We start from the raw sequence: 14,404 nt of genomic DNA, 5'->3' as shown, positions 1-14,404 counted from the left end.
TCAGTTGCCCTCCGCGCGGATGGTGCGCTGTTCGATTCGCTTCTCGGGATGCGCGTTGTGCACGATGCGGTGCACATAGATGCCCGGCAGGTGCACCTGGTCCGGGTCGATGGCGCCGACCGGCACCACCTCTTCCACTTCCACGATGCAGACCTTGCCGGCCATCGCGCAGGCCGGGTTGAAGTTGCGTGCGGTCTTGCGGAACACCAGGTTGCCGGCCTCGTCGGCCTTCCAGGCCTTGACCAGCGCCACGTCGGCGCGCAGCGCAGTCTCCATCACGTAGTGCTTGCCGTCGAATTCGCGGGTTTCCTTGCCCTCGGCCACCACCGTGCCGTAGCCGGTGGCCGTGAAGAACGCCGGAATACCCGCGCCACCGGCACGCAGGCGCTCGGCCAGGGTGCCCTGCGGGTTGAATTCCAGCTCCAGCTCGCCGGCCAGGAACTGCCGCTCGAATTCCTTGTTCTCGCCCACGTAGGACGAAATCATCTTCCTGATCTGCCGCGTTTCCAGCAGCTGGCCCAGGCCGAAGCCATCGACGCCGGCATTGTTGGAGATCACGGTCAGGCCCTTGGCGCCGCTGTCGCGCAAGGCAGCGATCAGCGCCTCGGGAATGCCACACAGGCCAAAGCCGCCCACGGCCAGGGTCTGGCCATCGGCGACCACCCCCTGCAGGGCCTCCGCCGCACTGGCGAAGCGCTTGCCGCGCTTGCCGCCGGTCGTTGCCGGGTTGCTCATCTACGCCCTCACCTGGTTGATGTAATCCGCTCATTCTAGGCCAGCGCGCCGGCCGGTCACGTGGCGTTGCGGCATGGAGACGATTCCCATACCGGGCTGGCGGTACAATCAAGGGCTGTGCCCACATTGGACCTGATCAATGCCCCTGCCCGCCTTCAAGGCCTATGACATCCGTGGCCGCGTCCCGGAAGAACTGAACGAAGACCTCGCCCGCCGCATCGGCGTCGCCCTGGCCGCTCAGCTCGCCCCGGGCCCGGTGGTCCTGGGTCATGACGTCCGGTTGACCAGCCCGGCACTGCAGGACGCGCTGGCCGCCGGCCTGCGTGGTGTGGGCCGCGAAGTGATCGACATCGGCCTGTGCGGCACCGAGGAGGTCTACTTCCAGACCGACCACCTGGGCGCCGCGGGCGGTGTGATGGTGACTGCCAGCCACAACCCCATGGACTACAACGGGATGAAGCTGGTCAAGGAAAACGCACGGCCAATCAGTTCCGATACCGGCCTGTTCGCGATCTCCGACGCGGTGGCCGCCGATGCCGGCGCCGCACAGCCACCGGTTGCGGCGCAGACCGCGCGCCACGACAAGAGCGCCTACATCGATCACCTGCTGGGCTACGTGGACGCCAGCAAGCTCAAGCCGCTGAAGCTGGTGGTCAATGCCGGCAACGGCGGCGCCGGTGCCATCGTCGACCTGCTGGCGCCGCACCTGCCGCTGGAATTCATCCGCATCTGCCATGAACCCGATGGCAACTTCCCCAACGGCATCCCCAACCCGCTGCTGCCGGAGAACCGCGCCGCCACCGCCGAGGCCGTGCGCGAACACGGCGCCGACTTCGGCATCGCCTGGGACGGTGACTTCGACCGCTGTTTCTTCTTCGATCACACCGGCCGTTTCATCGAAGGCTATTACCTGGTCGGCCTGCTGGCAAAGGCCATTCTCGCCCGCCAGCCCGGTGGCAAGGTCGTACACGATCCGCGCCTGGTCTGGAACACGGTGGAAATGGTCGAAGCCGCCGGCGGCGTGCCGGTGCTGTGCAAGAGCGGCCACGCCTTCATCAAGGAGAAGATGCGCGCGGAAGATGCGGTGTATGGCGGCGAGATGAGCGCCCACCACTACTTCCGCGAGTTCGCCTATGCAGACTCCGGGATGATCCCGTGGCTGCTGATCGCCCAGCTGATTTCGGAAAGCGGACGTTCACTGGCCGACTGGGTCGAAGATCGCATGGCGGCCTATCCGTGCAGCGGAGAGATCAACTTCAAGGTGGCCGATGCCAAGGCCGCCGTGGCACGCGTGATGGAGCACTTCGCCGCGCTGGCGCCCGCACTGGACTACACCGATGGCATCAGCGCCGATTTCGGCGACTGGCGCTTCAACCTGCGCAGTTCCAACACCGAGCCGCTGCTGCGCCTGAATGTCGAAGCCCGCGGTGATGCCGCGCTGATGCAGGCGCGCACCGACGAAATTTCCCACCTCCTTCAGCAATAACCAAGGAAGACCATGAGCATCATTCAGCCCGTCATTCTCTCCGGTGGCTCCGGCACCCGCTTGTGGCCGCTGTCACGTGAGTCCTACCCGAAGCAGTTCCTGCCACTGGCCGGCGAGCTGACCATGCTGCAGGCTACCTGGCAGCGGGTGGCCCCCATTGCCAGCCGTGGTCCACTGGTGATCGCCAACGAGGAACACCGCTTTGTCGCCGCCGAGCAACTGCACCAGGTCGGTGCCGAGCCGGCTGCGATCATCCTTGAGCCAATGGGGCGCAATACGGCGCCGGCCATCGCGGTAGCGGCATTGGAAGCGACCCGCGACGGCGCCGATGCGCTGCTGCTGGTGCTGCCTTCGGACCACGTGATCAGCGATGAAGCCACCTTCCGCAGCGTCGTCCAGGCAGCCACCAGTGCTGCCGAGGCGGGCAAGCTGGTGACCTTCGGCATCGTGCCCACGGGCCCTGAAACCGGCTACGGCTACATCAAGGCCGCCGACGGCCAGGGCCTTCGTGCCGTCGAACGCTTCGTCGAGAAGCCGGACCTGGACACCGCTACCGGGTACGTGGCCAGCGGCCAGTACTACTGGAACAGCGGCATGTTCCTGTTCAAGGCATCGCGCTACCTGCAGGAGCTGGAACGCTTCCAGCCGGAGATGCTCGCCGGCAGCCGCAGCGCATGGCAGCTGGCCCGCCGCGACACCGACTTCACGCGCCTGGACAAGGCCGCCTTCGCCGCCGTCGCCTCTGATTCCATCGACTACGCGGTGATGGAGAAGACCGCCGATGCGGTGGTGATCCCGCTCGACGCGGGTTGGAATGATGTCGGTTCGTGGACCGCACTGCGCGACGTCTCGCAGCAGGATGGTGACGGCAATGCCCACCAGGGCGATGTGATCGCCATCGACTGCCGCAACACCTATGCCTATGGCCAGCGCCTGGTGGCGATGGTCGGCCTGGACGATGTGATCGTGGTGGAGACCGACGATGCGGTACTGGTCGGCAAGGCTGACCGCATGCAGGAGGTCAAGACAGTGGTGTCACAGTTGAAGACCGAAGGCCGCAGTGAAGCGACCTGGCACCGCAAGGTCTATCGTCCGTGGGGCGCCTACGATTCGATCGACAACGGTGCCCGCTTCCAGGTGAAGCGGATCACGGTCAAGCCCGACGGCACGCTGAGCCTGCAGATGCACCACCATCGTGCCGAACACTGGATCGTGGTCAGCGGCACCGCCGAGGTGACCCGGGGTGACGAAGTCATCCTGCTGAGCGAGAACCAGAGCACCTACATTCCACTGGGCGTGACCCATCGCCTGCGCAACCCGGGCAAACTGCCGCTGGAACTGATCGAAGTGCAGTCCGGCAGTTACCTGGGCGAAGACGATATCGTTCGCTTCGAGGACACCTACGGGCGTAGCTGACGGGTTCAACTCTCAGCGCCGCTGAGCTCCGGCGCCCTCCAGGGGCGCCGATCCGGCACGGTCTACAGGAAGGATCCGGCGCAGGACCGGATCATCCAGATAGGACTTGAGGCGGTTCGTGTCGGGATACGGCAGCTCGAACTCGCCCGCCTGCGGCGCACGGAGGTCAGCGCCCGCAAGGTAGCGCCGGACATTGTCCTGTTGCAGCCGCGCTGCCGCGCTGAAATGCTGGAGCTTGGCAACATCCTTTCCGATCCGGCCCAGCAGTGGATATGCAACGACAAGCGCGAACAGGAGCACCGCCGTACGCCTTGCCGTGCGCAGTCGCGGGCCCTTCGAAGCCAGGCCCCACAATTGGATGGCAAACCACGCGTTGGCAAACAAGCCAGGCACAAACAGTTCCGTATAGCGGGACATCGGCGCCCTCATGTCATGGCCGCGGCCATAGGCGATGGCCAATGCCTGAAGCGCAGACCAGATGCAGAGTCCTGCCATCAGCAGGTCGGTGGGCGATGCTTGCCGGCGGATCACCATGCGCACGACCATCACGGTGGCAGGCAGCCAGATGACCAGTGCGAACCCACCTGACCGCATGGGCCACGCCAGAACCCGAGACGCGGCGTAGATGAACTCGCCTGCGCTCTGCGCACGCAAGACCGTATTGACCTCGATCACGGGAACCTGAGCGTAGGCGACCATCGCGACGGCCGCCAGCACTGCTGTTGCGCACAACGCCGGCACTCGTCGGCCGGGAAGGCAGATGCAGGCCAGGACACAGGTCGCAGCTGTTGCCACTGCGGTCAGCAGGCCCGATGCCATGGTGACACTCGCAAACACGCTCAGTGCGATCGCAGCAGGCAATGCCACAATATTCTGATGGTGCCTGGCCACCAGTGCGATGGCCACGATGCTGGACAGGATCAGGAAGTAGAACTGCGACTGGAAGCCAACGAGGAAGTTCTCCCACGCGAACGGCAGGACTGACAGCAGAATCGCCAACAGCAGCAGCATCCAGCGACCCACAGCAGCGCCCGCGTCGCGAAACGCGTGCCAGACCAGCAATGCGGGGATGAAGCAGAACACGACCGCCGCGACCCGTGCTTCGTAGACGTTGTTCCACTGCCCGGTGACGGCATACGACAGCAGGGTGACCAGGCGCGTGGGCAGGATGCGATGCTCATTGTGCGGCGCGAGCAACATCTGCCACTGCAATGTTCCTTCCAGCCATGGTTTGAGCGCAGAGGCCCACTCCCCATCCCATTGATCCATGTAGGGCATCGGCGTAGCGAAGAACTGTACGTACAGCAGTCGTGCCAGCAGCGCCAGCGCACCGACACCCAGTGCCAGCATGAGTGGAGACCACTTTCGCGATGCGCGGGCGTGCAAAGCAGGCAGATTCATGGAGCGTCCTTCCAGGTACAAGCGCAGCAACTTCGACGCACTGCGCGGGAGAATCCAGTTGCGCATGGTAGTTCAGCAGCACCGGATTCGCGCGTACTCACGCTCAGCAATGCCTGGTTCGAAACGTTGCACAGCGCGAAAAAGCAGAAACCCGGCCAAGGCCGGGCTTCCGTCATCCGCCGCACCGCGCGGCCGGCGATCAGAACTGTGCGATCACCCGCTTCAGGCCGTCCCGCCACTCCGGCAGCACGATGCCGAAATCCTGCTGCAGCTTACGGTTGTCCAGCACCGACCAGGCCGGGCGCTTGGCCGGAGTCGGGTACTCGGAACTGGCAATCGCTTCAACCGACGGCACCTTGGCCAGTACTCCCGCCGCCAGCGCCTCGGCAAAAATCGCTTCGGCAAAACCGTGCCAACTGGTCTGGCCACTGGCGGTCAGGTGCCAGGTCCCCGAAAGCTGGCCCGGATGCTGCAGTGCCTGCGCGGTGACATCGGCGATCAGCGCCGCCGGCGTCGGCGTACCGATCTGGTCGGCCACCACACGCAATACGTCACGCTCGGCACCCACCCGCAACATCGTGCGCAGGAAGTTGGCGCCGTGCGATGCATACACCCACGCCGTGCGGAAGATCAGGTGACGGCCACCGGCAGCGCGCACCGCATCCTCGCCATCGCGCTTGCTGGTGCCATACACGCCCAGCGGTGCGGTCGGCTCGTCCTCGCGGTAGGGCGCGCTGCCCTGGCCATCGAACACGTAGTCGGTGGAGTAATGCACGAGCGGCACGCCATGCGCCGCACACCAGCGCGCGATCACGCCCGGCGCCTGCGCATTGGCAGCAAAGGCAGCTTCGACCTCCTGCTCGGCTCGATCAACTGCGGTATAGGCGGCCGCATTGACCACCAGCGACGGCTGCACGCGGTCCAGCAATGCCGGCAGGCTGTCGGGCTGGCCGAAATCGGCCGTTTCGCAGGCACTTCCGTCGGGCAGGACGCCGCTGCGGGTGGTCGCGACCACCTGGCCCAGCGGTGCCAGCGCGCGCAGCAGTTCCTGGCCGACCTGGCCGTTGCCACCAAACACCAGCACCGTCATGCGACGTAGACCGGCAGACGGTCTTCGGCGATGTCCTTCAGGAACGGCGCGTTCTCGTCCTTGGCCGACAGGGTCGGTGCGCTGACCGGCCAGTCCACTGCGATGTCAGCATCGTTCCAGCGCACGCCGGCATCAAAGTCCTTCAGGTAGACCTCGGTGCACAGGTAGCTGAACACCGCACGCTCGGACAGCACGGCGAAACCGTGGGCGAAGCCCTCCGGAATCCAGAACTGCTTCTTGTTCTCCGCGCTCAGCACCACCGCTTCCCACTGACCGAAGGTCGGCGAGCCCCGACGGATGTCGACGGCCACATCGTAGACCTCGCCTTCGAGCACGCTGACCAGCTTGCCCTGCGGGCGCGGCCACTGGTAATGCAGGCCGCGCAGCACGCCCTGCGCGGACGTCGACACGTTGCTCTGCACGAAACGATCCGGCAGGCCCAGCGCAGCGAAGCGCTCGGCATTCCAGGTTTCGAAGAAATAACCGCGGGCATCGCCGAACACCGCCGGCTCGATCACCACGCAGCCGGGCAACTTGGTTTCAATCACTTTCACGGAACGACTCCACGCAGAGCGAGTTTATGCAGGTACTGGCCGTAGCCATTCTTGATCAGCGGCGCCGCCAGTGCTTCCAGCTGTTCAGCGTTGATCCAGCCCTTGCCGAAGGCAATTTCCTCCGGGCAGCAGACCTGCAGGCCCTGGCGGGTCTGGATGGTTTCGATGAAGTTGGATGCTTCCAGCAACGACTGGTGCGTGCCGGTATCCAGCCAGGCATAACCACGACCCAGCGCCTCCAAGTGCAGCTGCCCTTCGCGCAGATAGTGCTGGTTCAGATCGGTGATCTCCAGCTCGCCACGCGGCGAAGGCTTCAGCTCGGCCGCATAGTCGCTGGCATTGCCGTCGTAGAAGTACAGGCCGGTCACCGCGTAGTTGGAGCGCGGATTCTCGGGCTTTTCCACCAGGTTGATGACCTTGCCGTTGTTGTCGAACTCGGCCACGCCGTAGCGTTCCGGATCATTCACCCAGTAGCCGAACACGGTGGCGCCCTGGTCACGCTGGTCGGCGTTGCGCAGCACCTCGCGCAGGCCGTGGCCGTGGAAGATGTTGTCGCCCAGCACCAGGCAGCTCGGCTTGCCGGCGACGAACTCACGGCCGATCAGGTAGGCCTGGGCCAGGCCATCCGGACTTGGCTGCACTGCGTACTGGATGTCCATGCCCCACTGCGAACCGTCGCCCAGCAACTGCTGGAACAGCGCCTGCTCGTGCGGGGTATTGATGATCAGCACTTCGCGAATGCCCGCCAGCATCAGCACGCTGAGCGGGTAGTAGATCATCGGCTTGTCGTACACCGGCAACAGCTGCTTGCTGACGCCCTTGGTGATCGGATACAGCCGGGTGCCGGAACCCCCGGCTAGGATGATGCCCTTGCGCTGGGTCATGAGATCTCCTGGATTCAGGCTGCGGTGCCGATGCGCTGCAGACGGTAGCTGCCGTCGAGCACGCCGTTGACCCATTCCTGGTTGTCCAGGTACCAGTCGACGGTGAAGGTGATGCCCTGCTCGAAGGTGTAGGCCGGTTCCCAGCCCAGGTCGTTCTTCAGCTTGGACGCATCGATCGCATAGCGGCGGTCATGACCAGGACGATCGGTGACGTAGGTGATCTGGCTGCTGCGCGGCTGGCCGTCCGCACGCGGGCGGCGCTGGTCCAGCAGCGCGCAGATGGCCTGCACCACCTCAATGTTCTGCTTTTCCGAGTTGCCACCGACGTTGTAGGTCTCGCCGACCTGGCCCTTGGCCAGCACGGTGCGAATCGCTTCGCAATGGTCGGACACGAACAGCCAGTCACGCACCTGCTTGCCATCGCCGTACACCGGCAGCGGCTCGCCGGCCAGCGCCTTGGCGATCACAAGCGGGATCAGCTTCTCCGGGAAGTGGTACGGACCGTAGTTGTTCGAGCAGTTGGTGGTCAGCACCGGCAGCCCGTAGGTGTGGTGGAAGGCGCGGACCAAGTGGTCCGAAGCGGCCTTCGACGCCGAATACGGGGAATTCGGAGCGTACGGCGTGGTTTCGCTGAACTTGCCGGTCTCACCCAGGGTGCCGTACACCTCGTCAGTGGACACATGCAGGAAGCGGAAGGCGGCACCCGGCCCGGCCGGCAGCGCCTTCCAGTAGTCGCGCACCGCTTCCAGCAGGCCCAGGGTGCCCACCACGTTGGTCTGGATGAACGCACCCGGGCCATCGATGGAACGATCGACATGGCTTTCGGCGGCGAAGTTCAGCACCGCGTCCGGCTGGTGCTCGGCCAGCAGGCGGGCGACCAGATCACGGTCGCCGATGTCGCCTTGCACGAACACGTGGTCGGGGTTGCCCTCCAGGCTGGACAGAGTCTTCAGGTTGCCGGCGTACGTCAGCACATCAAGGTTGACGACCTTGATGCCGCGGGCGACGGCTTCGAGGACGAAATTACCGCCAATGAATCCGGCGCCGCCGGTGACAAGCCATGTGGGCACTACCTGTTCTCCTGATCGAAATGTCATCCATGGGGCGCACTTGGGCGCTCCCGCACAGCGGCACAGCATACATGTCCCCCGTCTTCACGACTGCCAGCGTGTCGTGAATGGCGCACTTGCTCCGTCCGTCCCATGCCGCGCCGCAACATAACCATACGCATTCGCATGGTCCCCTCAAGCCAGCTAGAATCGGGATCCCACCCCCGAACCGGTTGCTGTGCGAGGACCGGACGTTCTCCCCGTTATTGAAGGACCCCGTACCAGATGAAAATCCTCGTCGCGTACAAGCGCGTGGTGGACTACAACGTCCGCATTCAGGTCAAGCCGGACGGTTCCGGCGTGGTCACCGACGGCGTCAAGCTGTCCCCCAATCCCTTCGATGAAATCGCTCTGGAAGAAGCCCTGCGCCTGCGCGACAAGGGCATCGCCAGCGAAGTCGTGGTCGCCACCATTGCTCCGGCCGATGCCCAGGCGCATCTGCGCAACGGCCTGGCCATGGGTGCCAACCGTGCCGTCCATGTGGTCACCGACCAGGCCATCCAGCCGCTGACCGCCGCACGCACCCTGCTCAAGCTGATCGAGAAGGAACAGCCGGACCTGGTGATCCTGGGCAAGCAGGCGATCGACGACGACGCCAACCAGACCGGCCAGATGCTGGCCACGCTGTGGGGCCGTCCGCAGGCGACCTTCGCCAGCAAGCTCGAGATCGCAGACGGCAAGGCCACGGTCACCCGTGAAGTCGACGCCGGCCTGGAAACGCTGGAAGTCGATCTGCCGGCGGTGGTCACCACCGACCTGCGCCTGAACGAGCCGCGCTTCATCAAGCTGCCGGACATCATGAAGGCCAAGGCCAAGCCGCTGGAGGCCCTGCAGCTGGCCGACCTCGGCGTTGAAGCCGCCGACACCTTCAAGACCACCCAGTACGCCGCGCCGTCCAAGCGCAGCAAGGGTGTGATGGTCAAGGACGCGGCCGAACTGGTTGCCGCACTCAAGCAGAAGGGGTTGCTGTAATGAGCAGGATTCTCGTCATCGCCGAGCACCACGACGGCAAGCTCAACGCCGCTACCGCCAAGACCGTCAGCGCTGCTGCCGCCATCAGCGGTGCCAGCATCGACGTGCTGGTGCTGGCCGCCGACCCGGCCGCCGTTGCCGCCGAGGCCGCGAAGATCACCGGCGTCGCCAAGGTCCTTACCGTGGCCAACGCTGCCAATGCGCAGGCCATCGCCCAGGTGCTGGCGCCGCAGATCGCGCAGCTGGCCAAGGGCTACACCCACGTGTTCGGCCCGTCGACCACCTTCGGCAAGGACCTGATGCCGTGCGTGGCCGCCCTGCTCGGCGTCAACCAGGTCTCCGACCTGATGAGCGTTGAAGGCAGCCACACCTTCAAGCGCCCGATCTACGCCGGCAACGCGATCATCACCGTGGAAGCCCCGGCCGACCAGATCGTGGTCGCCACCGTGCGTGCCGCGTCGTGGCCGGAAGCCGCCCAGGGCGGCAGCGCCGCCATCGAAGCGGCCAGCGTCGATGCTACCCTGCCGACCCACACCCGCTTCGTCGGCCTCGCCGCTGGCGCCAGCGACCGCCCGGACCTGCAGAGCGCCAAGCGCGTGGTCTCCGGTGGCCGTGGTGTCGGTTCGGAAGAGAACTTCAAGGTCATCTTCCAGCTGGCCGACAAGCTCGGTGCCGCCGTCGGTGCCTCGCGCGCCGCGGTCGATGCCGGCTACGTGCCCAGCGACCTGCAGGTCGGCCAGACCGGCAAGATCATCGCGCCGGAACTGTACGTGGCCGTAGGCATCAGCGGTGCGATCCAGCACCTGACCGGCATCAAGGATGCCGGCACGATCGTCGCGATCAACAAGGATGGCGACGCGCCCATCTTCGAGATTGCCGATATCGGCCTGGTGGGGGATCTGTTCGCGATCCTGCCCGAGCTGGAACAGGCGCTGTAATGACGGACTGCTCGTCCCCGGCGCCGGTAAAGCCGGTGCGCCGGGGGCGCGCAGGCTCATGGGTCGTCGCCATTGCGGCTGCATATCTCGCTGCACTGTGGTACATCGACCGCGAGCGCAACATCCTCGCGCAGCTGAGCAACCTCAACGGCACTCTAGCCCTTTGCGCCGGGCTGGTACTGGTCAGCTATGCCTTCCGCTACCAGCGCTGGCGATCGGCGCTCTCCGCGCAGGGGCTGCGACTGCAAGGCTGGCGCCTTGGCGCCTTGGCCTACCTCGCCGGCTTCGCCTTCACCGCTTCGCCTGGCAAGGCAGGTGAACTGCTCCGTATCCGTTACTTCGGCTGGCAAGGCGTACCGGCTGGTGCCACCTTGGCGACATTCATCTTCGAGCGCGCACTGGATCTGCTGGTGATCACCGTACTGGCTATCGGTGCGGCCCACATGATCCCTGCGTTCGGCGTGCTGGCCACCATCATTCTGGGAGTCCTTCTGATCCTCGGTTTGCTGGCCTGCTGGCCACCTCTGGCTCGCGGCGCGCATCGTCTCATCGAGTACCTTCCGGGCTCGCCGGTACGCCGACTTGGCCATTTCCTGATCGCTGGCACCCGCGCGCTCGACCCACTGCTGTGCTGGCGCCTGCTGCTTCGCTCCGCCCTGCAGGGCGGAGCGGCGTGGCTGCTGACTGCCCTGGCCTTTACCTTGCTATGTCAGGCCATGGGCATCAGTCTGCCCTGGCTGCTGATGCTGAGCATCTATCCGCTGGCCATGCTGATCGGCGCACTGTCCCTCGTCCCCGGTGGCGTAGGGACCACCGAGGCGGCCATCGTGCTGATGCTCGGTGCTTCCGGGGTCGAGGTGGATGCTGCATTGACCGTGGCCATCGGCATCCGACTGGTCAGCCTGTGGCTGGCGGTCATTGTCGGCATGCTGGCCATGGCACGCCTGGAGCTGGCGGCCAGACCACATCCCGCGCCCTGATCCATGGCTGCGCGCTCAACATGGTTCCCTTATCATTCAGGATGATTTCATCCGTGCGAAAAAGTACCTACATGCAGAACCATGCCGCCTTCTGCGACGAGGCACCTCGGCTGTGACCTCTTCTCGTGCCCTATGCGTCGATCTGGATGGCACCCTGCTCCGCTCGGACATCCTGTACGAATCGTTGCTGGCCCTGCTGGCCCACAACCCGCTGTACCTGTTCCTGGTGCCGTTCTGGCTGCTGCGGGGCAAAGCCTACGTAAAGCGCCAGCTGGCCTCGCGCGTGCAACTGCCCGCCGAGACCCTGCCCTATGACGAGCGGGTGCTGGACATACTGCGCACCACCACCCAACGCCCCCGCGTGCTGTGCACCGCCTCCGACCGCCTGCTGGTCCAGCCCATCGCCGACCATCTGGGACTGTTCGAGGAAGTGATGGCCAGCGATGGCCAGACCAACCTGTCCGGCAGCAACAAGGGGCAGGCACTGGCAGCGCGCTTTGGCGAACGAGGCTTCGACTACATGGGCAACGGCACGGTCGACCTGAAGGTCTGGGCCCATGCTGGCGGCGCGATCGTGGTCAACAACGGGGCCGGGCTGGCCAGTGCTGCGGCAAAGCAGACCGAAGTGCTTGCCCACCTGCCCTCTCAGAATGGCGGTCTGATCACCTGGATCAAGGCGTTACGCGTCTACCAGTGGCTGAAGAACCTGCTGGTGCTGGTACCGCTGCTGACTGCCCACCGCTTCTTCGATCTCACCTCGATCATCGATGCAGGCACGGCCTTCCTGGCCTTCGGTCTGTGCGCGTCAGGCGTCTATCTGCTCAACGATCTGCTGGACCTGACTCCAGACCGGATGCATCCGCGCAAGCGCAAGCGCCCATTTGCCGCGGGCACGCTGCCGCTGCTGCATGGCCTGCTGGTGGCGCCGTTGATCACCCTGGCCGGCTTCGCCCTGGCGCTGGCCTGCAGCCCGGCCTTCGCGGGCGTGCTGCTGTGCTACTACGTGATGACCCTGAGCTACTCGCTCAAGCTCAAGCGCATTGTAATGATCGACGTGGTGATGCTGGCAGCGCTGTACACGGTGCGCATCATCGGCGGCGCGGTGGCGATCAACTCTGAACTGTCGTTCTGGCTGCTGGCGTTCTCGATGTTCGTGTTCCTCAGCCTGGCCATGCTCAAGCGCTACACCGAACTGGCCTCGGCACTGGCCAGCGGCAAGGAAATGGCGATCGGCCGCGGCTACTCGGTGTCCGACCTGCCGCTGGTGCAGTCGCTGGGCGCGGCCGCCGGCTACATTGGCGTCGCGGTTTTCGCGCTGTACATCAACAGCCCGGAAAGCCTGGAGCTGTATACCAGTCCCAAGCTGCTGTGGCTGCTGTGCCCGATCCTGCTGTACTGGATCAGCCGCATGTGGATCGTCTCGCACCGGGGCGACATGCATGACGACCCGATCGTGTTCGCGGCGATGGACCGCGGCAGCCAGATCGTCATCGCACTGTGCGTGCTGATCGTCCTGATCGCCATATGAGTGCAGCGGTTGGCCAGTCCTGGGGGCGCTACCCGCGGGTAGAGCAGCGGATCCTTCCGGTGCTCGACCGCGCTGCTGCCCTGCCGCTGCCCGCAGAGGGCGGCACGGTGCTGCCCCACGGCAATGGGCGCAGTTACGGCGACAGCTGCCTGAACCCAGGCGCGACCCTGCTGACCAGCCGCGCTCTTGACCGTTTCATCGATTTCGATCCGGCCACGGGCATCGTGCGCTGCGAGGCAGGGGTAACCCTGGCCGACATCCTGGACATCGCGCTGCCGCGCGGCTGGTTCCTGCCGGTCACCCCCGGCACCCGTTACGCCACCGTGGGCGGCGCAATCGGCAACGACGTGCACGGCAAGAACCACCATCGCGCAGGTACGTTCTGCCACCACGTGCTGCGCCTTGAACTGCTGCGCAGCGATGGTTCGCGCCAGCAACTCACGCCGGACGACAGCAGCGGCCTGTTCGCCGCCACCGCAGGTGGGCTGGGCCTGACCGGCTTCATCACCTGGGCCGAGCTGCAGCTTCGTCGGGTACCAGGCCCATGGATCGAAACCGAGTCGATCCGTTTCGACAACCTGGACGAGTTCTTCGCGCTGTCGCGCGAGTCGGCCAATGATTTCGAATACACCGTTGCCTGGATCGACTGCCTGGCCAAGGGCCGCGCGCTTGGTCGTGGGCATTTCCTGCGCGGCGACCATGCACCCGGCGACGCCCACGCGGCCACGCCCAGTTCGGCCCCTCGCCGCAGCATGCCCATCGTGCCGCCGGTTTCGCTGGTCAATCCGCTGACCCTGCGTCCGTTCAACACGCTGTACTACTGGCGCCAGCCGGCTCGCCGGGCCCGCCACGTATCGCACTACCAGAGCTATTTCTATCCGCTGGACGGCATCAACCACTGGAACCGCATGTACGGCCCGCGCGGCTTCCTGCAGCACCAGTGCGTGCTGCCGCCGGCCACCGCGCGCGACGCCACCGCGGCACTGCTGGGCGAAATTGCCCGCAGCGGGCGCGGTTCGTTCCTGGCGGTGCTGAAGGAATTCGGCGACCGGCCCTCGCCGGGCCTGCTCTCCTTCCCGCGCCCGGGCACCACTCTGGCGCTGGATTTCCCCAACGACGGTCCCGAGCTGTTGAAGATGCTCGACCGCCTGGACCACATCGTCAGCGAAGCGGGCGGTGCCGTATACGCGGCCAAGGACGCGCGCATGTCCGGCGCGTTGTTCCGCCAGGCCAACCCGGCCTGGGAAGCCTTCTCCCGCTTCATCGACCCTCGATTCTCATCCGGCTTCTGGCGCCGGGTGATGGAGTAAC

At 65.4% G+C, this 14,404-nt stretch carries 13 protein-coding genes; 7 read left to right on the top strand and 6 right to left on the bottom strand.

The features are described 5' to 3' along the window. Nucleotides 1-735, bottom strand: a complete 735-nt coding sequence (locus ACUZUJ_RS02825; protein WP_049443083.1) for a CoA transferase subunit A — start codon at nt 733-735, stop codon at nt 1-3. Nucleotides 736-874: 139 nt separating this feature from the next. Between ACUZUJ_RS02825 and ACUZUJ_RS02820 the strand changes: the two genes are divergently transcribed. Further along, nucleotides 875-2,221, top strand: a complete 1,347-nt coding sequence (locus tag ACUZUJ_RS02820) for a phosphohexomutase domain-containing protein (protein WP_049443082.1) — start codon at nt 875-877, stop codon at nt 2,219-2,221. Nucleotides 2,222-2,233: 12 nt separating this feature from the next. Then, nucleotides 2,234-3,637 carry a mannose-1-phosphate guanylyltransferase/mannose-6-phosphate isomerase gene (locus ACUZUJ_RS02815; protein WP_458220626.1) on the top strand — a complete coding sequence of 468 codons (1,404 nt, stop codon included), beginning with the start codon at nt 2,234-2,236 and terminating at the stop codon, nt 3,635-3,637. A 12-nt stretch (nt 3,638-3,649) separates the two neighbouring features. Here ACUZUJ_RS02815 and ACUZUJ_RS02810 read toward each other — a convergent pair whose 3' ends face one another. The 5 genes from ACUZUJ_RS02810 to rfbB all read right to left on the bottom strand — a co-directional run bounded on the left by ACUZUJ_RS02810 (nt 3,650) and on the right by rfbB (nt 8,636). Continuing rightward, entirely contained in the window at nt 3,650-5,038 is a 1,389-nt protein-coding gene (locus ACUZUJ_RS02810) for a hypothetical protein (protein WP_101764916.1), read from the bottom strand. 199 nt (nt 5,039-5,237) lie between these two features. Further along, on the bottom strand, nt 5,238-6,128 hold the full coding sequence (gene rfbD / locus ACUZUJ_RS02805) for a dTDP-4-dehydrorhamnose reductase (RefSeq protein WP_049443079.1): 891 nt from the start codon (nt 6,126-6,128) through the stop codon (nt 5,238-5,240). After that, a complete protein-coding gene (rfbC, locus tag ACUZUJ_RS02800) occupies nt 6,125-6,682 on the bottom strand; it encodes a dTDP-4-dehydrorhamnose 3,5-epimerase (protein WP_049443078.1) in 558 nt (185 codons plus the stop codon). Before rfbC ends, rfbD begins: the two co-directional genes overlap by 4 nt. Further along, complete coding sequence (gene rfbA / locus ACUZUJ_RS02795) at nt 6,679-7,566, bottom strand: glucose-1-phosphate thymidylyltransferase RfbA (RefSeq protein ID WP_049443077.1); 888 nt, start codon at nt 7,564-7,566, stop codon at nt 6,679-6,681. Before rfbA ends, rfbC begins: the two co-directional genes overlap by 4 nt. 14 nt (nt 7,567-7,580) lie before the next feature. Beyond that, nucleotides 7,581-8,636 (bottom strand): dTDP-glucose 4,6-dehydratase, encoded by a 1,056-nt coding sequence (rfbB, locus tag ACUZUJ_RS02790; protein WP_049443076.1) that lies wholly within the window; start codon nt 8,634-8,636, stop codon nt 7,581-7,583. Between the two features lie 264 nt (nt 8,637-8,900). On the opposite strand from rfbB, the gene ACUZUJ_RS02785 reads away from it, so the two are divergent. The 5 genes from ACUZUJ_RS02785 to ACUZUJ_RS02765 all read left to right on the top strand — a co-directional run bounded on the left by ACUZUJ_RS02785 (nt 8,901) and on the right by ACUZUJ_RS02765 (nt 14,403). Then, complete coding sequence (locus ACUZUJ_RS02785; RefSeq protein WP_049443075.1) at nt 8,901-9,647, top strand: electron transfer flavoprotein subunit beta/FixA family protein; 747 nt, start codon at nt 8,901-8,903, stop codon at nt 9,645-9,647. Continuing rightward, nucleotides 9,647-10,585, top strand: a complete 939-nt coding sequence (locus ACUZUJ_RS02780) for an electron transfer flavoprotein subunit alpha/FixB family protein (protein ID WP_049443074.1) — start codon at nt 9,647-9,649, stop codon at nt 10,583-10,585. The genes ACUZUJ_RS02785 and ACUZUJ_RS02780 overlap by 1 nt, the downstream gene beginning before the upstream one ends. Continuing rightward, complete coding sequence (locus ACUZUJ_RS02775) at nt 10,585-11,565, top strand: lysylphosphatidylglycerol synthase transmembrane domain-containing protein (protein ID WP_049443073.1); 981 nt, start codon at nt 10,585-10,587, stop codon at nt 11,563-11,565. Before ACUZUJ_RS02780 ends, ACUZUJ_RS02775 begins: the two co-directional genes overlap by 1 nt. A 112-nt stretch (nt 11,566-11,677) precedes the next feature. After that, nucleotides 11,678-13,093 (top strand): UbiA family prenyltransferase, encoded by a 1,416-nt coding sequence (locus ACUZUJ_RS02770; protein WP_049443072.1) that lies wholly within the window; start codon nt 11,678-11,680, stop codon nt 13,091-13,093. Beyond that, a complete protein-coding gene (locus ACUZUJ_RS02765) occupies nt 13,090-14,403 on the top strand; it encodes an FAD-binding oxidoreductase (protein ID WP_049443071.1) in 1,314 nt (437 codons plus the stop codon). Before ACUZUJ_RS02770 ends, ACUZUJ_RS02765 begins: the two co-directional genes overlap by 4 nt. Nucleotide 14,404: the final 1 nt, after the last annotated feature.

The sequence above is a fragment of the Stenotrophomonas sp. S4 genome, from assembly GCF_054187805.2.
This window is presented reverse-complemented; position numbering and strand designations above follow the sequence as displayed.